15 protein-coding genes and 1 riboswitch are annotated in these 19,945 nt (G+C 53.3%); of the genes, 7 read left to right on the forward strand and 8 right to left on the reverse strand.

Going from position 1 to position 19,945, the window contains the following annotated elements:
- Positions 1 to 190: 190 nt before the first annotated feature.
- Positions 191 to 844: a GntR family transcriptional regulator gene (locus tag L4C36_RS06620; RefSeq protein WP_428477005.1), complete on the forward strand. Its 654-nt coding sequence runs from the start codon at positions 191 to 193 to the stop codon at positions 842 to 844.
- A 47-nt stretch (positions 845 to 891) separates the two neighbouring features.
- Here L4C36_RS06620 and L4C36_RS06625 read toward each other — a convergent pair whose 3' ends face one another.
- The 8 genes from L4C36_RS06625 to L4C36_RS06660 all read right to left on the reverse strand — a co-directional run bounded on the left by L4C36_RS06625 (position 892) and on the right by L4C36_RS06660 (position 12,413).
- The gene (locus L4C36_RS06625) at positions 892 to 1,032 is read right to left on the reverse strand and encodes a hypothetical protein (RefSeq protein WP_428477006.1); all 141 of its coding nucleotides are present in this window, start codon (positions 1,030 to 1,032) and stop codon (positions 892 to 894) included.
- Positions 1,033 to 1,195: 163 nt separating this feature from the next.
- The gene (ilvN, locus tag L4C36_RS06630; RefSeq protein WP_428477007.1) at positions 1,196 to 1,693 is read right to left on the reverse strand and encodes an acetolactate synthase small subunit; all 498 of its coding nucleotides are present in this window, start codon (positions 1,691 to 1,693) and stop codon (positions 1,196 to 1,198) included.
- Positions 1,693 to 3,411, reverse strand: a complete 1,719-nt coding sequence (locus L4C36_RS06635) for an acetolactate synthase 3 large subunit (RefSeq protein ID WP_428477008.1) — start codon at positions 3,409 to 3,411, stop codon at positions 1,693 to 1,695. The genes ilvN and L4C36_RS06635 overlap by 1 nt, the downstream gene beginning before the upstream one ends.
- Positions 3,412 to 4,041: 630 nt before the next feature.
- Positions 4,042 to 5,853 (reverse strand): AMP-dependent synthetase/ligase, encoded by a 1,812-nt coding sequence (locus tag L4C36_RS06640; RefSeq protein ID WP_428477009.1) that lies wholly within the window; start codon positions 5,851 to 5,853, stop codon positions 4,042 to 4,044.
- Between the two features lie 286 nt (positions 5,854 to 6,139).
- On the reverse strand, positions 6,140 to 7,279 hold the full coding sequence (locus L4C36_RS06645; RefSeq protein WP_428477010.1) for an MJ1255/VC2487 family glycosyltransferase: 1,140 nt from the start codon (positions 7,277 to 7,279) through the stop codon (positions 6,140 to 6,142).
- A 9-nt stretch (positions 7,280 to 7,288) separates the two neighbouring features.
- Complete coding sequence (locus L4C36_RS06650) at positions 7,289 to 7,792, reverse strand: phosphatase PAP2 family protein (RefSeq protein WP_428477011.1); 504 nt, start codon at positions 7,790 to 7,792, stop codon at positions 7,289 to 7,291.
- A 155-nt stretch (positions 7,793 to 7,947) separates the two neighbouring features.
- Positions 7,948 to 11,058 carry an efflux RND transporter permease subunit gene (locus tag L4C36_RS06655; RefSeq protein WP_428477012.1) on the reverse strand — a complete coding sequence of 1,037 codons (3,111 nt, stop codon included), beginning with the start codon at positions 11,056 to 11,058 and terminating at the stop codon, positions 7,948 to 7,950.
- On the reverse strand, positions 11,055 to 12,413 hold the full coding sequence (locus tag L4C36_RS06660) for an efflux RND transporter periplasmic adaptor subunit (RefSeq protein ID WP_428477013.1): 1,359 nt from the start codon (positions 12,411 to 12,413) through the stop codon (positions 11,055 to 11,057). Before L4C36_RS06660 ends, L4C36_RS06655 begins: the two co-directional genes overlap by 4 nt.
- Before the next feature lie 580 nt (positions 12,414 to 12,993).
- On the opposite strand from L4C36_RS06660, the gene leuA reads away from it, so the two are divergent.
- The 6 genes from leuA (at position 12,994) to thiB (ending at position 19,923) form a co-directional block, all read left to right on the forward strand.
- Positions 12,994 to 14,544: a 2-isopropylmalate synthase gene (leuA, locus tag L4C36_RS06665; RefSeq protein WP_428477014.1), complete on the forward strand. Its 1,551-nt coding sequence runs from the start codon at positions 12,994 to 12,996 to the stop codon at positions 14,542 to 14,544.
- Between the two features lie 2 nt (positions 14,545 to 14,546).
- On the forward strand, positions 14,547 to 15,635 hold the full coding sequence (gene leuB, locus L4C36_RS06670) for a 3-isopropylmalate dehydrogenase (protein WP_428477015.1): 1,089 nt from the start codon (positions 14,547 to 14,549) through the stop codon (positions 15,633 to 15,635).
- Positions 15,636 to 15,657: 22 nt separating this feature from the next.
- Positions 15,658 to 17,091 carry a 3-isopropylmalate dehydratase large subunit gene (gene leuC / locus L4C36_RS06675; protein ID WP_428477016.1) on the forward strand — a complete coding sequence of 478 codons (1,434 nt, stop codon included), beginning with the start codon at positions 15,658 to 15,660 and terminating at the stop codon, positions 17,089 to 17,091.
- Between the two features lie 15 nt (positions 17,092 to 17,106).
- Positions 17,107 to 17,709, forward strand: a complete 603-nt coding sequence (leuD, locus tag L4C36_RS06680; protein WP_428477017.1) for a 3-isopropylmalate dehydratase small subunit — start codon at positions 17,107 to 17,109, stop codon at positions 17,707 to 17,709.
- 144 nt (positions 17,710 to 17,853) lie between these two features.
- Positions 17,854 to 18,636, forward strand: coding sequence for a DUF547 domain-containing protein (locus L4C36_RS06685; RefSeq protein ID WP_428477018.1), 783 nt, complete (start codon positions 17,854 to 17,856; stop codon positions 18,634 to 18,636).
- A gap of 57 nt (positions 18,637 to 18,693) precedes the next feature.
- A riboswitch (TPP riboswitch) is annotated at positions 18,694 to 18,801 on the forward strand.
- A gap of 102 nt (positions 18,802 to 18,903) precedes the next feature.
- The gene (gene thiB, locus L4C36_RS06690) at positions 18,904 to 19,923 is read left to right on the forward strand and encodes a thiamine ABC transporter substrate binding subunit (RefSeq protein ID WP_428477019.1); all 1,020 of its coding nucleotides are present in this window, start codon (positions 18,904 to 18,906) and stop codon (positions 19,921 to 19,923) included.
- Positions 19,924 to 19,945: the final 22 nt, after the last annotated feature.

The raw sequence follows: 19,945 nt of genomic DNA on the forward strand, positions 1-19,945 counted from the left end.
CTTGCCTACACGGCGATAGAGCCACTGTTTTTCTAGCATAAGCAACTAGATACACAAAAAGCGTAGGGACTCACACTTCTGCATGTTGGCATTCGCCGTACTTTTTGTTCGTGGGTATACTCGCTCCCAGAATCATCCCCTAAAAGGATGATTGTGAGCGCCGAACATTGACAGCAAGGAAAAGTAAATCGTGTCCAGCCCAACCCTTAGTGAAAAAGTGATGGAGATGATCCGTCAGGACATTCTCTCTGGCATTTTGAAGCCCGGCCAAAAACTGGTCGTAGCCGAATTAACCAAGCAATATCATGTAGGCGCATCCCCCATTCGAGAAGCCTTGGTGCAGCTCTCATGGCGCAAGTATGTGCAGTTCGCCCCGCAAAAAGGCTGCTGGGTGTCTCCAATCTCGGTGACAGAACTCGACGATCTTTATCAGACCAATTTAGAACTGTCTCGCCTTTTACTCTCACAAGCTATACAAGCCGGCAATGAGGAGTGGGAACTGAATATCGTCACAGCCTACCACCGTTTAAGCCGCCTTCAGCCTGCGGATGTTGCGACGGAATTTACCCTGTGGGAAAAATATCACCGCGACTTCCACCTTGCCTTACTGATGGGCTGCCAATCAACCGTGATGCTGTCGCTCTATCACCAAGTGTATGAGCAAATCGGCCGCTATCGGCACATCTGGCTAAGCCACCATCGCAGCAATGATGAGCGTTATCATGATCATGGCGAGCATGAGGCCATCATGAAAGCCGTTCTCCAGCGTGACAGTGAGCTGGCGTTGGCGTTACTGGGACGACATTCACAGCGCGCTCTGGACCATATAAAACGCTATCTATAAGTGCGGATATCGTCGCCTCAGTAGCGTGAATAACAACACCGACGGCCTTACCAGAAGATTTCTTTGTGATGGGTGTTAAGCAATAATATCGCCAGCAGGAAGTACAAGGCACTGACGTAAAAACCAAGGCAAAACAGGCTTAATACCGTCAGCCTTGCCATCCATTTGGCATGCATTTTCGTTAACATGGCCCCCCCCTCTGTGATCACGACTGCGGACATTATTAGACTTTAGTCTAAGAGCAGCGGATTTTCAGGTTGCCATGACACACATCACAGGCACAAAAAAGCCTGATGTTTCCATCAGGCTTTATCAGGGTTCCCTCTCATCACACAGGGGAAAATGTCGAGGTTAAACTTTCAGAGCGCGCTCTCCGCGAGCGACGCCAACCACCCCGCTACGGGCCACTTCAATGATTTCAGTGGCTTCGCTGACAGCCGCAATAAATGCATCCAACTTGTCACTCGCACCAGCCAATTGAATGGTGTAGATCTGGCTGGTGACATCGACAATCTGACCACGAAAAATGTCAGCCGTGCGCTTCACTTCGGCACGGGCGAAGCCACTGGCTTTCACTTTCACCAGCATCAATTCACGCTCAACATGCTCACCTTCCGTGACATTGCTGACCTTAAGAATATCAATCAACTTATGCAGTTGTTTCTCTATCTGCTCTAACGCCGCGTGATCTTCCACGTGGGTCGTGATGTTTAAGCGCGATAACGTCGGATCTTCCGTTGGTGCCACCGTGAGTGATTCAATATTGTAGCCGCGCTGGGAAAACAAGCCGACAACACGTGACAAGGCACCCGGTTCATTCTCCAGTAATACCGATATAATCCTGCGCATTATGTTCTCTCCGTTTTACTTAGCCACATTTCACTCATTGCACCGCCTCGGATCAGCATCGGGTACACGTGCTCCGTTTCATCCACACTGATGTCGATAAAGACCAAACGGTCTTTCAATGCCAGGGCTTTTTCAAGCTCCCCTTCCAGCGCATTAGGATCAGAAATACGTACACCCACGTGGCCATACGCTTCGGCAATGGCAGCAAAATCGGGCACCGAATCCATGTAAGAATGCGAATGGCGACCTTGATAAATCATGTCTTGCCACTGTTTTACCATGCCCAAGAAGCGGTTATTGAGGTTAATGATTTTCACCGGAATATCGTATTGCAACGCAGTAGACAGCTCCTGAATATTCATCTGAATACTGCCATCACCGGTGACACACACGACCTCGGCATCCGGCAGAGCAAACTTGACCCCCATCGCCGCAGGCAGACCAAAGCCCATGGTGCCAAGGCCACCGGAGTTGATCCAACGGCGCGGCTTATCAAACGGGTAATACAACGCCGCAAACATCTGGTGCTGACCCACATCAGACGTCACATACGCCTCACCATCAGTCAAACGGTGCAGCACTTCAATCACCTGCTGCGGTTTAATGCGCTCACTGGTGGTATCGTAGTTCAGGCACTGACGGGCACGCCACGTAGCAATTTCACTCCACCAGCTGTCCAGCGCCGTCTCATCATGCTCGGCGCTTTGCTCATCGAGTAACTTCAGCATGCAGTTCAGCACCGTGTCGGCTGAACCCACGATCGGGATATCCACGGCAATGGTTTTGGATATGGATGACGGATCGATATCAATGTGCATGATGGTCGCGTTAGGGCAGTATTTCTCTACGTTATTGGTGGTACGATCATCAAACCGCACCCCAATGCCGAAGATTAAATCCGAATTATGCATGGCCATATTGGCTTCATACGTGCCGTGCATCCCCAACATACCGAGGTTATGGGTGTGGGTCCCCGGGAAGGCGCCCAGCCCCATCAAAGTGTTCACAACAGGTATATTGAGCGTCTCTGCCAACTTGAGCAACTGTGGGCTACAGTCGGCCATGATCGCCCCGCCACCGACATACAGCACTGGCTTTTTCGCCGCCAATAGCGCTTTCAAACCGCGTTTTATCTGGCCTTTGTGGCCGTTCGTCGTGGGGTTGTAAGAACGCATCGCGATCTGCTCTGGATACTGATACGCATAGCTTTCAGCAGGGTTTAGCATGTCTTTGGGGATATCAATCACCACCGGACCCGGACGGCCACTGGCGGCAATATAGAAGGCTTTTTTGATTATTTCAGGAATGTCTTCGGGCTTTTTCACCAAGAAGCTGTGCTTTACAACCGGACGGGAGATCCCGACCATGTCACACTCTTGAAAGGCATCGTTCCCGATCAGGTTACTCATCACCTGCCCGGAAAAAACAACCATTGGAATAGAGTCCATGTACGCGGTCGCGATCCCTGTGATGGCATTGGTCGCCCCAGGGCCTGACGTGACCAGCACGACACCGACCTCACCGGTCGCGCGGGCATAGCCATCAGCCATGTGCACGGCGGCTTGTTCATGCCGGACGAGGACATGCTCAATGTCACTCTTTTCATGCAGCGCGTCGTAAATATCCAGCACGGAACCGCCAGGGTATCCGAAGATGTGCTTTACGCCTTGATCGATCATTGAACGTACGATCATCTCAGCGCCGGACAACATTTCCATATTTCTGCCTCCAGGTCGCGACTACCACCCTGCATAGCTAATTCATTCCACGACCGACATTGGCTCGCCGATAACATGCCAACCTGACTGGAGAACAGGGTGACAATACCTAGCACGGGATGGGTCAAGGCCTTCGTGGAAATACAGCAAAGACATGCTTATGCTTTACTTTCAATTAGCTATACAGGCTAATAGTACATAGTTAGGGCTTATTTTTAGCCTAATGAATGAAAACTTCTCTCGTTATCATGCTATGTGTCTACCACATGCCATAACACACCATGGCAGACTGCAACAACTGTAACGCTTTTTTATCAACCCCGTCTATCGCACATAGGCAGTTAACACGATTCCACTGAAATGGGTCATTGTTCACCGTATTTATGGCTTTATCACCACCTCACTCACCATCATTCGCTACATGTAAAGACAAAGCCAGAGGATCACACTGGTCTGATCGGATGAAAAATCACCACTCTGATCCCGCATCAACAAGAACCGGAGACAATAGCGGTAAATACAGGCATAAAAAAAGAGAGTGCCTAAGCACTCTCTTATCCGTTCAACGCGATGATTTGTTCCGGCACAAAGGGCTCAACACAAATGCTCAGCCGCGAGCCTCACAGGCGCTTATCGCGCTTTCTTGTGGCTCTCTTCGTACATGCGTTCAATTTCTTGATGGTAGCGGTCCTGAATCACTTTACGGCGCAATTTCTGCGTCGGTGTCAGTTCCCCTTTGTCCATCGAGAACGCGCTTGGCAGCAGGGTGAATTTCTTCACTTGCTCAAAACGCGCCAAATCTTTTTGCAGCTCAATCACACGCTTTTCGATCAGCTCAACGATCTGGCTGTTTTTTACCAACTCCAAGCGATCGTGGTACTTGATGTTCAGTTCACGCGCATGTTCTTCCAGCGTGTCGAAACAAGGCACGATCAACGCCGACACAAACTTACGCGTATCAGCGATCACGGCGATCTGCTCGATGAAGTGATCTTTACCGATCGCCCCTTCGATCACCTGTGGCGCAATGTATTTACCGCCCGAGGTTTTCATCAACTCTTTGATGCGATCGGTAATGAACAGGTTGCCATTATCGTCGATGTAACCCGCATCACCGGTTTTCAAGAAACCGTCAGCGGTAAAGTTATTCGCGGTTTCTTCTGGCATGTTGTAGTAGCCGCGCATCACCATCGGACCACGTACGAGGATCTCGTTATCGTCGCCAATTTTCACTTCTGCGCCCGGCATCGACATACCGATAGAATCAGGATTAAAGCACTTGTCATCCCAACACGACACGGTCGCGGTGGTTTCGGTCATGCCGTAACCCAGCTTCACGTTAATACCGATGGCGTGGAAGAAACGGCCAATGGTCGCGTCCAGTTTCGCGCCACCACATGGCATGAATTTGATTTGTCCGCCTAACAGCGCACGCAGCTTCGACAGCACCAGCTTGTCTGCCAAGGCGTAGCTCTTTTTCAACATGAACGAGGGTTCACGGCACTCTTGACGTGCCAGCGCCATACGGGCGCCCATGTTCACCGCCCACGTGAAGATCATCTTACGGTGGATCGGTGCACGCGACACTTTATCGTGTACCGCAGAATACAGCTTCTCGTACACACGCGGCACGGCTGCCATCACGTTCGGCTTCACTTCCACCAAGGCTTCTTTGAGCAGGTTAGTGTCTGACAGGTAGCAGTTGATCCCGCCACGGTGCAGGACATAGAAGGTCCATGCACGTTCAAACACGTGTGACAGCGGCAAGAAACACAACGACACGTCACCTTCTTCCAGCGCCAGATTCTGATCATGGCCTTCTAGCTGTGACGCAATGTTACTGTAATCCAGCATCACGCCTTTCGGTGTGCCTGTGGTGCCCGAGGTGTAAATCAGGGTTAACAAGTCATCCATCGCACACTGCGCAAGACGCTGCGCTAACTCCGCTTCGGCCTCGGCACTTTGCAAACAAGCAAACGCATCAAAGCTGATCACTAATGGATGTTCAGTCAGGGTCACGGCATCGCCCATCACAACAATGTGCTGTAGCTGCGGACACTCTGGCGCAATCGCAATGGCGGCATCCAACTGTGCTTGCTCACCCACAAATAGAATGCGGATCCCTGCATCATTGATGATGTAGGCGGCTTGTTGTGGGGTATTGGTTGGGTAAATTGGCACGGTTACGGCTCGGTTGTAGAGCGTAGCAAAATCCGCCACGGTCCAACGCGCCATATTGTTGGAGAAAATCCCCACTTTGTCCTGAATATTCAGGCCATGCTCAAGCATTGCCACGGCCAGTTGGTGGATTTGCTCACCAAACTCGGTCCAGCTAATATCTTGCCACTTACCTTCAACCTGATGACGCAATGCGACCTGTCCCCCGAGACGTTCAATCTGCGAACGAAGACGGTTGACGATATGAAATTCACGTTTAGCCATAACTACTCTGCCAATCTAGCTTACACCTGTAAGCCTATTCCGCAGGGAGTCTACCTTTGATGGAAAAAAAGGCAACTCCGGAATCTCACAATTTTATCATTATGCTGGTAAGACCAGAATTGAAACCCAGACGCCATACCGAGCGGCGTACCACAGGCAATCCCCTAAGCAAATGTAAGCAAATACGACAGTGTTATTGTCGCCAATGTGAGGCCGTTTCTTTGAGTATAGCGACCCACGTGTGCCTCGCCGTCTTTGCCTGATGCCAGCCCCACAATGACGCCCTTTACAAGGTCATGATCGCCGAGCGACGCGACGGTGTGGTGCCATGAGAAAAATCGGCCAACGCTTCGTGCGTGACATCGGGAAATTCCACCTGCTGCCACAAATGCCGCCACAGTGTGTCATGGTTTCCCCATTCACCTTGTTGTACCCATTGGGCTATCGCCATGGCCACATCGGGAAACTGTACCTGCCCCACCGATTCACTGCTCAGCCAGCGCATAAGGGCGGCCGAGTCGAGGTAACTCATCGACTGTGCGAGCCCCATCATCTCCAGCGTCATCACATTGCTTTGCTGTTCATACTGGCCTTGTAACGGTTTGAGCAACAACTTCTTCCCCAAACTGATCGCTTCCGACGGCAGTTCAAAGCCCCCGTTCGCAATCACCCCGGCACAGCGATGCATAGCAGCATGAAACCCCTGACGATCCAACCGGCGTAAACGCACGTTGCCTTCCTCGCGATCGGCAGCAACCGCGGGGTGATAACACTCAAAGGTGACCGATGAAAACCGCGATAACCACGTCAGCACCAGAGCCAAGTCTTCAAACGGCAGATACACCAAGACAGCGGGCGAATGCTCCCTGCCCAATGACAACGATGGCAGAGTGTGTTTAAAAGAATCTGTTTGCGTGGGAGGCACAATCGGCGGCAGAATCTTTTGATTGAAATGAAACCAGTGCAAGCCAAGCGCATGTTGGGTCGGGGCAAAGTGCCGCGTGATCAACGTATCGAGCCAAGACTGTCCGAGCGTGGGGACATCGTATAAAAACGCATTTTGATGGCTCACCCCGATGCTGGGTACCCGCTGTCGCTGCGCCGCCCATGCACTGACAGGCTCAAAATCATTGAGCACGAGATCATAGCCTGACACATCTAACCGGCTGACATCCTGCAGAAAGTGTATGGGCCGGTTATGGCGGAAGGTTTTCCATTGGTTAATTTGACCATGTTCCGAAATGAAACTTAACCCTTCCCATGCACGGTAGTCACCAAAACACGCCATATCAAAGTACTGGCTACTCGCGCGGCCCGTAAACAAGTAGTCCACCTCCATCCCCAGCGCCGTGAACGCCCGTGCCATTTCTCTTGCCCGCGAAATATGCCCATTCCCCGTGCCTTGTACGCCATACAGGATCTTCATCGCCGCTCCTTACCCGCTCACGAGCGCAAAACACGCCAGCCCTAATGCTGCACCCGCCACAATGTCGGTGATGTAATGCACGCCCAGTAACACACGGGAAAAACCGATCGCGATGGCCCACGGCCAAATGAACCACGCGGTATCAGGATAGAACGCGGTCAGTAGCGATGCCATGACAAACGCGGCCGCTGTGTGCCCCGACGGCAAACTGTATTGATCAGAAGGTTGGATAAAGCTGGGTAAGGTGGCGGGACGAGCGCGTTTCACGCTGTTTTTGAGTATCAGGTAAATGGGCAGTTCAAGGGCGAATGCCCACAGCCCGGTGGTTAAGACGGTTTTACCCTGTGCTTGATCGAGCCAGACGATCAGCAACGCAAACAAGACATACAAATGTCCGTCACCGGTATGGGATACCGCTCGACTGATTTGGGCAACTTGCTCATTGAAACGGTGGCATAAACAGCGCTCTGAGAACGCATAATCCCATCGCTGGATAGGTGTCAGTAACGTCATCATCATTCCCTCACTGGAAGTCATGCCAGTAAGCGTAGGGAAGGATGATGACAAGACCGTGACGCTTTCGGGGAGGGACAATGACAATCTCTACCCGTCCATTTTCGCTCACACGCCGTATTTTCTCACGCTGTATCACTCGTGCTTCCGTCGCTCTAGGCTGACAGCAATTTCTCATGACGATGGACCAACTTAAAGTCCGCCAAAATCACATAGGCCGCGGGGATCATGAACAACACCAACAAGGTCGAGGTAAAGATGCCAAACACAATGGAAATCACCAAGGGCTTGATCACCTGTGCCTGCAAGCTGGTTTCCAGCATCAAGGGCAATAACCCGGCGGCCGTGGTCAGCGAAGTCAGAAAGACCGCGCGGAAACGCTCCTTGCTCGCCATGACCACCGCTTGCTTGATGTCTTCGCCGTCATCCAAATGGTGGCGGATATACTGCACCAACAAGATCGAGTCATTCACCACGACGCCCGCCAGCGACACAAAACCCATCATACTCGGCATACTCAGCGGGTGCCCCAGCAGCCAATGACCCCAGAGCACCCCTATCAAGGCAAGCGGAATGGCCAGCAGCACCACGAACGGCTCTAAGTAGCTGCGGAACTGAAAACTGAGGATCACAAACACGCCGAAAATCCCCAGCAAGAAGCCGGTCATCATCGACTGGCCGGTTTCTGCGGTGTCTTTGGCGGCGCCTTCAAAATCAAACCGTAACCCCGGGTAGGTCTTGAGCAACTGTGGCATCAGCACCGTACGGAACTGCCGGAGCACCTCACTCGCACTGACCACGCTCTCTTGCAGATCCCCAAACACACTGAGGGTACGTAACCCGTTCACGCGCTGGATCCGAACAAAATTGCGTTGATGCGCCAACACCGCCACCGATGCCAACGGAATTTGGCTGCCGTCGGCCAAGATGATCGGAAAGCTGGCCAAGGTTTGCAGATCCGCCGCCTGTGTTTTATTGAACATCACTTCAATGTCGATGTTTTCCGGCCCAATCTGAATTTCATCTGCGGTCTGGCCAAAATACGCCGCTCGTAACTGCGAGGCGATCATCTGGCCATCGACACCAAAAGCTTCCGCCCCCGGCCGCAAACGGATCAACACTTCTGGCTTGCCCATGCGCATGTCATCCAACACACCGGACACCCCCGCGAAGGTAGTAAAGAACGCCTGCGTTTCAATCGAGGCCGCTTTGAGCATCTGTAAATCGTCATGCTGCATCCGCACTTCAATTTCGCGCCCCCCCGGCCCCATCATCGGTTGCTTAAACACCAAGGCCACTGGCGCAGCCAACACGCCCACGTCTTGCTCCCACGCCACGAGAAAGTCATCAATCAAACTCTCACGCTGTTCGGCACTGAGCAGATCCAGCCGCACGGTCGCCACATGAGGGCCATTTTCATCGGCATCCGCATTAAAATTGAATTGCTCGGTGATGTTTTTCACCAACGGCACGCCCCCTTCATTGCGATCCCCCCACGCTAGGCTCAGGCGGGTGGCCGAGGCGACCACGGTGCTCACCACCGCTTCAGTTTGTGCGAGCGTCGAACCCGGCGGCAGAATGATCCGCGCTTCGGCAATATCCCCATCCAATTCAGGAAAACCGACAAACTTCAGCCCGCCGCCGGCCAACAGCGCGACGGAGGCAAACAACAGCCCAATCACGCCCCCCACAAAGGCATAACGCCATGTCACGGCCCACTCGACGCCACGCACCAAACGTCCATGGCGAAAATGCTCAAAGCGCGCCAAAAAGCGTTGTTTCCAACGGGGCGGCGGGGCGGCCTTTTTCTCTTTTTGCAGCGAGTGCGCTAAATGGTTAGGCAGGATCAAGAAGGCTTCCACCAAGCTCAGCGTCAGCACCAAAATCAACACTTGTGGCACCACCCGCAGCACCGCGCCCATCTCTCCTTGCAAAAAGATCAGGCTGCCGAAAATACAAATCGTGGTCAGGTACGACGACACCACGCCGGGCAAGACTTTCTTCACCCCGTTATACACCGCATCCTGTACTTTCTGGCCGCGATCCAAATGCGAGGCAATGGACTCCGAGATCACGATGGCATCATCCATCATGATCCCGATCGCCATCAATAACCCCACAAGCGTCATGATGTTGATGGACAAAGAAAACGCGGACATCAAATACAGACTGCCCAGAAAAGCAACCGGTAAACCGGCGGCGATCCAAAACGAGTAACGCAGCGAGAAGAACAACCACATCACCGCAAACACCAACACCACCCCCTGCCAACCATTTTTGACCATCATGGTCAGGCGATCCCACAACAGGGAGGAGAGATCATTGGTCAGGGTTAGCGTCACACCGGTCGGCGCACGGGCATTTTCCGCGTCGACAAACGCGGCCACGCGCGCTTTGATCCGCAGTGCATCATCGGCTTTGTTTTTGCTGATCTTCAATAGCGCTGACGGGGTGCCATCAAACAGCACTTTCTGTTCATCCAACGCAAAGCGATCGGTGATCGTCGCGACCTCCCCCAAGCGGATCATCGCGCCCATGCTGTCTGCCCCAATCACTGTCTGCGCAAGGGTGCCCGGGGTGATCTTCTGCTCATCAAAACGCAACAAGACATTACGGTCACGGGTTTCGATACTGCCACTGGGCAGTTTGATATTTTGTCGGCTGATAATATTGGCGATGTCATTCACACTCAGCCCCAGTTGGCGCAGTGCAATTTCATCGAGCTCAACCCGCAGTTGGTGATCGGAAAAGCCACTGACGGTCACCAGCGACACGCCATAATCCAGCTTCAAGGTGCGCTTGAGCTGCTCGGCATAGACTTTCAGGTGCGGCAAACTGGTGTCTGCTTTGATCGCCACATCCACCACCGGCTCGTTCCAATCCAACTCGCGCACCACGGGGGATTCAATCTCAGAAGGGAAATCATTGATCGCGTTGATCTGGGTCTGCACATCCACCAGCATGCGCGACACCACCTCACTGTTGGTGAGTTTTAAGATCAACGACGCCGATCCTTCCACCGCTTCACAACGGGTTTCGACGATATTGGCTAGCCCGTCCACGGCATCTTCCATTCGCATGCACAGGCTTTCTTCCACCTCTTGCGGCGAGGCGCCGGGGTAAACCACCGAGGCGGTGATATAAGGCGGGGCGAATTCAGGAAAGGTTTCCCGTTTGATTTTAGGCAATGATACTAAGCCAAACAGCAGTAAGCTCAGCATCAACAAATTGGCGGCGGTCGGATGGCGAGAGAAATAACGGATCATGGCAGCGACTCCTGCTTCTCTTCCGCGGGCGCCTTCGCCGCTGGGAGCACAGGCCGTCCGTTGCGTGTGACCGCGTGCAGCGCCATCCCCGCCACGGCAGGCAGCAGATCATTGAGCACCACGGCTTGACCATCGCGCAAATCCCCCGAAATCGCCACCTGCCCAGCACGGCGGAACAACACCGCCACTGGCACAATAACCAGCTCCTGCTCGGGTGATATCAGGTACACCGTGTTACCGTGCAAAGCGCGCTCCGGAATCACCCAATGGGTATTCGTTTGCCCTGTCAGGTGCGCTTGTACAAACATCCCATTCACCAGCGGTGGCGCCGATTCCGGTGACAGTTGGCGGTAGTTTTGCTGCACTTCTAAGATCACCCCGACGGTGGCCTGATTGGCATTCACCGTGTCACTGATACGGGTCACGCGTGCGGGCCAACGCTGCATAAAGTCACCACTGGAGAGCGCAATCGAGGCGGTGATATCGAGCTGATCAGCCCGGGGATAACCGTCGCTGTGGGCGGTATATTGGGTTAAGCTTGATGCCAGCACCTGCATATCATGCAGTGCAATTTGGGCGTCAATTTCCACCGCATCAATGCCGTGAGCCAGTACCATGGTTTGCTGACTATTGACCACCTGATCTTGTTCAATGTGCACACTGGAGATGCGCGCATCGATCGGCAAGGTGATCACCGTTTTCGCCAAGGCCCGCTTGGCTTCATCCACACGGGATTGATTCACATCTAACTGCGCCTGCGAGACGTTTTTCTCATTGGGCAGCACAATCAATTGGTTCTCAATGTTTTGTAACGTTTGCTGATTGGCCAGCATGGTTTGCTGCTCCAAATCGACCGCCGATTGCGACGCCAACCCTTTGCGTTTCAGCTCTTGCTTACGAGCGAGTTCTTTTTGGCTGAGCGCCAAACGGTGCTTTTCGATCTTGAGGGTGGTTCGCAGGTTTTTCTCTTCTTGCGTCCATTGGGCAAGCTGGGCACGACTGGCACTGACATCGGCTTGGGCCTGTGCGAGGCGCAATTCATAGTCGAGCGGGTCAATTTTCAACAAGACGGTGCCGGCATCCATCACCCGCCCTTTTTCTAAATCGGGATGGCGATACACCACCTTGCCCGTGACCTCAGCAATGGCTTGCCACTCGACCTTGGGAGCCACTCGTCCAAAACCGGCGGCTTGCGGCGCCAATGGCTGCGGTTGCAAAGTGATCACATCCACCGCACGTGCACGTTCCAATGCGGGCTTACTCGCGGGGGTCGGGCGTAATAAGATAGCCCCGACAAGGATCAGGATGCCCAGCAAGACAGCTGGCACAAATAAGCGTTTTCGGGGGGTTAGCATACTGATCACTCTTCCTTGGGTTTAGCCCGCGATGATTGAGACAACAGACGGTCGTTAATCCTATGTGTGAGTTTACCCCTGACAGGGTGATAAAAAACCGGATTAATTCCTCACCTTTTAATCACGTGATTCATTTTACTCTATACCAACTTCCTCCTCTGTGTTGCTCCTCCCTGCTTTATCCCCCCCCTCTCCGTACTTAAGGTACGGGTCTGACCAGTCACTTATTTTATTAACAATCAGACGAATAACCATAAAAGTAAAATAAACATGCAATTAACAGTTGACGATATAGCGTTCGATTTGATATTCATTTGTTAACCAACCAGTGGTTTTTTTCAACGCCTCTGTTTCAGTAAAACAACTCAACGGAACAACACAACGATGAAAACACGTTTCTCTCTTCTCTTAAGCCTCCTCCTTATCGTGACTTAAATCGCGCGGGTAGCTTATGAGTGGGAAACACCACTAAGACTTCAAAAAAACCCGCGCAAGCTGCGCGGGTTTTTTCATATTACAAAGCCGGCGCAAGCGGATGCGGACCACGCCATGATTGGCAGGCTAACGAAAGGATGTAGCAATGAAAGATCAGGTCATAATTTTCGATACCACGCTACGAGACGGGGAGCAGGCACTGTCAGCCAGCCTGACGGTAAAAGAAAAACTGCAGATTGCTTACGCCCTTGAGCGCCTCGGGGTTGACGTGATTGAAGCAGGTTTCCCGGTGTCTTCGCCAGGGGATTTCGAATCGGTACAAACCATTGCTAAGCACGTTAAAGACAGCCGCGTGTGCGCCCTGTCCCGTGCCGTTGCCAAAGACATTGATGTCGCCGCTGAATCACTGAAAGTGGCAGATGCCTTCCGTATCCATACCTTTATTTCCACCTCGACCATTCACGTGCAAGACAAGCTGCGCCGCAGCTACGACGACGTGATCGAGATGGGTGTTGCCGCCGTCAAACGCGCCCGTAACTACACTGACGATGTCGAGTTCTCGTGTGAAGATGCGGGCCGTACCCCGATCGACAACCTGTGCCGCATGGTGGAAGCTGCGATCAAGGCCGGTGCCCGCACCATCAATATTCCCGACACCGTGGGCTACACCCTGCCCAATGAATTTGGCGGCATCATCGCCCAGCTGTTTAACCGCGTACCGAATATCGACCAAGCCATTATTTCGGTCCATTGCCATGACGATCTGGGCATGTCGGTGGCCAACTCCATGGCCGCTGTCCAAGCCGGCGCCCGTCAGGTCGAAGGTACCATCAACGGTATCGGTGAGCGCGCAGGCAACTGTTCGCTGGAAGAGATCGCCATGATCATCAAAACCCGCGCCGAATTTCTTGGGGTACACACTAACCTCAAGCATGATGAAATTCACCGCACCAGCAAGATGGTCAGCCAACTGTGCAATATGCCGATTCAGGCCAACAAAGCCATTGTCGGTGCCAATGCGTTCAGCCACTCGTCCGGCATTCATCAAGACGGCATGCTGAAGAACAAAAACACTTACGAAATCATGACACCGGCCTCTATTGGCCTGAAAAATCAGGTGCTGAACCTGACGTCACGCTCTGGCCGTGCCGCCGTGAAAAGCCACATGGACAGCCTGGGCTACACCGATAAAGAGTACGATCTGGACACCCTGTACAGCGACTTCCTGAAACTGGCGGATCGCAAAGGCCAGGTGTTTGATTACGATCTCGAAGCGCTGATGCACTTTGCCAACCTGCGCGAAGAAGACGACTTCTTTAAGCTGAACTACCTCAGCGTGCAATCTGGCACGGTCATGGCCACCACCACCATCAAGCTACAGTGTGGTGACGAAGAGAAATGTGAAGCCGCTGTCGGTAACGGCCCCGTCGATGCGCTGTACCAGTGTATTTATCGCCTGACGGGCTATGACATTGTGCTGGATAAATTCGATCTCACCGCCAAAGGTGAAGGGGAAGATGGCCTCGGCCAGGCCGACATCATTGCCAACTATAAAGGCCGCAAGTACCACGGTACCGGTCTGGCTACCGACATTGTCGAAGCCTCTGGCCAAGCCCTGCTTCACGTGATCAACAGTATTCATCGCGCCGATCAAATTGCAGAAATTAAACAGAAATCCCAAATGGAGACAGTATAACCATGGCAGGTACATATAACATCGCCGTTCTACCGGGGGACGGTATCGGTCCCGAAGTGATGCAGCAAGCCCACAAAGTGCTCGACGCGGTACAAGAAAAATTTGGCTTTACGCTGGCGTGTCACGAGTTTGATGTCGGCGGTATTGCAATCGACAACCACGGCTGCCCACTCCCTGAAGCCACCATGGCAGGCTGTGAAGCCTCGGATGCGATTTTGTTTGGCTCTGTCGGTGGCCCGAAGTGGGAACACCTGCCACCGAACGATCAACCGGAACGTGGGGCGCTACTGCCTTTGCGTAAGCACTTCCAACTGTTCTGCAACCTGCGTCCGGCACAGATCCACAGCGGCCTTGAAGCCTTCTCTCCGCTGCGTGCAGACATTTCTGAACGTGGCTTTGACATCGTGGTTGTGCGTGAACTGACGGGCGGCATTTACTTTGGCTTGCCAAAAGGCCGTGAAGGAGAAGGCGCCCAAGAGAAAGCCTTCGACACCGAGGTGTACCACCGTTTTGAGATTGAACGCATCGCCCGCATCGCGTTTGAATCAGCCATGCTGCGCAAGAAAAACGTCTACTCGATCGATAAAGCCAACGTCCTACAAAGCTCCATTCTATGGCGTGAAGTGGTCGAAGCGGTCGCCAAAGACTACCCAGAAGTGACGCTAAACCACATGTACATCGACAACGCGACCATGCAGCTGATCAAAGATCCGTCGCAGTTCGACGTGATGCTGTGCTCGAACATTTTCGGCGACATTATCTCGGATGAGTGCGCCATGATCACCGGCTCGATGGGCATGTTGCCGTCTGCCAGCCTGAACCAAGACAAGTTCGGCATGTACGAACCGGCCGGTGGCTCAGCGCCGGATATCGCGGGTAAAAACATTGCAAACCCGGTGGCACAAATTCTGTCGGCAGCACTGATGCTGCGTTACAGCTTGGGCGAAGAGCCTGCAGCACGCGCCATTGAGCAGGCAGTGTCACAAGCGTTGGAGGCCGGCGAACTGACCGCGGATCTGGCCGGTGGCCGTCCGGCCCTCACCACCAGCGAAATGGGTGACAAAATCGCCCAGTACATCCGCCAAGCCTAACCGCCGCAAGGAGCAATGAGACATGTCGAATAATAAAGCGCCCAAGACGCTGTATGAAAAAGTCTACGATGCCCACGTGGCGGTGGCAGCCGAAGGGGAAACCCCGATCCTGTACATCGATCGTCACTTGGTGCATGAAGTCACCTCGCCGCAAGCCTTTGATGGCCTGCGAGAAAAAGGCCGTCCGGTGCGGCAGGTGAACAAAACCTTTGCCACCATGGATCACAACGTCTCAACCCAGACCAAAGACATTAATGCGTCGGGCGAAATGGCACGGATCCAAATGGAAACACTGGCCAAAAACTGTGAAGAGTTTGGCGTCACCCTGTACGATCTTAACCACCCGTATCAGGGCATTGTGCACGTGATGGGGCCAGAACTGGGGATCACCCTGCCGGGCATGACGATTGTGTGTGGGGATTCTCACACCGCCACGCACGGCGCCTTTGGCTCGCTGGCCTTTGGGATCGGCACTTCAGAAGTCGAACACGTGCTAGCGACCCAAACCCTGAAACAAGCCCGCGCCAAGACCATGAAGATCGAAGTCAACGGCAAAGTCGCTGACGGCATTACCGCCAAAGACATCGTACTGGCGATCATCGGCAAAACCACCGCCGCTGGTGGGACCGGTTATGTGGTCGAATTCTGTGGGGAAGCCATCACCGATCTGTCGATGGAAGGCCGCATGACCGTGTGTAACATGGCCATCGAACTGGGGGCCAAAGCCGGTTTGATCGCCCCGGATCAGACCACCTATGACTACATCCAAGACCGTAAATTCTCCCCGCAAGGTGACGATTTTGATGCGGCAGTGGCGTACTGGGATACCCTGAAAACTGACGAGGATGCGCAGTTTGATCACGTGGTGACACTGGATGCCAAAGACATCAAACCACAAGTAACATGGGGCACGAACCCCGGCCAAGTTATTGCAGTCGATCAACCGATCCCATCCCCGAGTGATTTCAGCGATCCGGTTGAGCAAGCCTCTGCCGTGAAAGCACTGGCTTACATGGGGCTGGAAGCAGGCAAAACCCTGGCCGATTTCCGCATTGATAAAGTGTTTATCGGTTCGTGCACCAACTCACGCATCGAAGACATGCGTGCTGCTGCTGCGATTGCCAAAGGCCGTAAAGTGGCCGCCAATGTGCAAGCTTTGGTGGTACCGGGATCGGAGCAAGTGAAAGCACAGGCTGAAAAAGAAGGGCTGGATACGATCTTTATCGAGGCCGGTTTTGAATGGCGCCTGCCGGGCTGCTCCATGTGTCTGGCGATGAACAACGATCGCTTGGGACCGCATGAGCGTTGTGCGTCCACCAGTAACCGTAACTTTGAAGGCCGTCAGGGCCGTGATGGTCGCACCCACTTGGTGAGCCCGGCCATGGCCGCTGCTGCCGCGTGTGCGGGCCACTTCGTTGATATCCGTGAACTTGAACCTGCGGCAACGCCGGCCTAACAGAAGGAACGCACAATGACAGGATTCCAACAGCATACTGGCTTGGTCGTCCCACTGGACGCCGCCAATGTCGATACCGATGCCATTATTCCCAAGCAGTTTCTGCAAAAAGTCACCCGCACCGGGTTTGGCAAACATCTGTTTCATGACTGGCGCTTCTTGGATGATGCCGGTCAGCAGCCGAACCCCGCGTTCATCATGAATGCGCCGCGCTATCAGGGTGCGAGCATTTTGCTCGCCCGTGAAAACTTTGGCTGTGGATCATCCCGTGAACACGCCCCGTGGGCATTGGCAGATTACGGTATTCAGGTCATGATCGCGCCGAGCTTTGCCGATATTTTTTACGGCAACAGCATCAATAACCAAATGGTGCCGGTACGCCTGACTGAGCAGGAAGTGGATGAACTGTTCCAGTATGTGGACGCGAACGAAGGCGCAACCATCACGGTGGATTTAGAAGCGATGACGGTCACCTCCAATGGCAAAGTATATACGTTCGAGATCGACGCCTTCCGTCGTCACTGCTTGCTTAACGGTCTGGATAACATCGGTCTGACGCTGCAACATGAAGCGAAAATCGCGGATTATGAGCGCAATATCCCCGCATTTTTAGCCTAACCTCGATTCACAAAACGCGCCTCAGCCAGATAACATCATGGGCTGCGGCGCATTTTTTATCCTCCCGAAAGCTTTTCTCTTCTTTGCCGGTCTGATGTCTTAACCCTATATAGGCTCATCAGCCCACTTTTCAAGGAGATCGCCATGCGTTTGATCTTGCTCGTCAGCTTGTTACTCATCCCCTCGCTATCGTGGGCTGCGCCCAAGGCCGACCTCTGGCCATATTGGCAGGCGACCCAAGCCAACAGTACGCAGACCGTCGATCATCAACGCTGGCAACAGTTGCTGGATCGTTACTTGGTCGTCGCGCCCTCACAAACCCGCTTTCGCTATAGTGCCGTCACCGACAACGATCAGTACGCACTGGGCCGCTACCTGCGCGATCTGGCTGCTATCGATCCGCGCCAACTCAATCGCCGTGAGCAGTTTGCCTATTGGGTGAACCTGTACAACGCGCAGACTGTGAAGCTGATCCTCGCTCATTATCCGGTGTCGTCTATCACCAAGATCGGCGGCTTTTTCAGCTTCGGTCCGTGGGATGACGACGTCGTGACCATCAACGGCAAACCACTTTCCCTCAATGATATCGAACACCGGATCTTGCGCCCTATCTGGCGTGATCCGCGTATTCACTACGCAGTCAATTGTGCCAGCCTCGGCTGTCCTGATTTGCTGCCGCGCGCCTTTACCGCCAATAACACCGACACCTTGTTAGAGCAGGCTGCCAAGCGCTTCATTAATAGTGACAAAGGCGTCAAGATAGACAGCGATCGCGTCCAGTTATCCTCCATTTATGACTGGTACGGGAGTGACTTTGGCACGCAAGCGCAGCTGCAACAGCACCTCAACCGCTACCGTACCGGGACGCCTGTCACCTTACAACATGTCCGTTACGACTATGACTGGCGACTCAATGCTGCCCAATAAGTGATTGTCTTCCTTGCTGAGCACTAGCCACGCCAGCATCCCCCTATTACAATATGCTCGTTCTCATTGGGGAGCCCGAACACAAAAAAGGGCTGAGATTGCACCGCAAAACCCACTGAACCTGATCCAGTTAGCACTGGCGTAGGAATTGAGACCGAGTCATGCACTTTCTGCCCAGATCAGACACATTCGACTGACAGGCAGATCTCAACCCTGTGCCCTCTTATTTATCTCGTTTGCCGGATGCAAACGTAGCAGGAGCACACCGTGAAAAAAGCCCTTTCCCTTTTTGCTGTCTCATTGACGAGCGCGATCGCCACCAGCCCAGCATGGGCCGCAGAAAATGCCAACGCGAACAGCGATAACACGCTGACCGTGTACACCTACAGCTCATTCGCCTCTGACTGGGGACCGGGACCGGCGATTGAAAAAGCCTTTGAAGCGCAGTGTGATTGCGATTTGCAATTCATCGCACTGGATGATGGGGTATCCATTTTGAACCGCGTGCGTCTGGAAGGCAAAAATTCAAAAGCCGATGTGCTATTAGGACTGGATAACAACCTGATCAGCGAAGCGAAAAAAACCGGCCTGCTGGCCGAACACACCGTGGATACCCGTCAAGTCACCATCCCGAATGGCTGGACAGACACCACGTTCGTGCCGTATGACTTTGGCTATTTTGCTTTTGTGTATGACAGCAGCAAACTGACTAACCCACCGAAAAGCTTGGATGAACTCGTCAAGCGCGATGATCTCAACATCCTATATCAAGATCCTCGCACATCCACGCCCGGCCAAGGCTTAATGCTGTGGATGAAGTCCGTCTATGGCGATAAGGCCGCAGACGCGTGGCAACAACTGGCGAAGAAAACCGTCACCGTCACCAAGGGCTGGTCGGAAGCCTACAACATGTTCCTGAAAGGCGAAGCGGACATGGTGCTGTCTTACACCACGTCACCGGCTTATCACCGGATCGCAGAGAAAGACGCGAAATACAAAGCCGCGAATTTCAGCGAAGGGCATTACCTGCAAGTGGAAGTGGCCGCCAAGCTGAAAAGCAGTGATAACCCGGTACTGGCGGATCAGTTCATGGCCTTCATTTTGACGCCGGCATTCCAAGACCAAATCCCAACGGGCAACTGGATGTATCCGGTGATCAAGCAAACGCTACCCGAAGGCTTTGAACAATTAACCCTGCCAAGCAAGGCACTGGAATTTAACGCCGATGAGGTCGCGAAACAGCGCCGCAGTTGGATCCGAGAATGGCAATATGCGCTGACTCAGTAACTCATCCCGATAGTAGGCACTT

It is taken from the genome of Photobacterium japonica (assembly GCF_050337005.1).
Lineage (GTDB): Bacteria > Pseudomonadota > Gammaproteobacteria > Enterobacterales > Vibrionaceae > Photobacterium > Photobacterium japonica.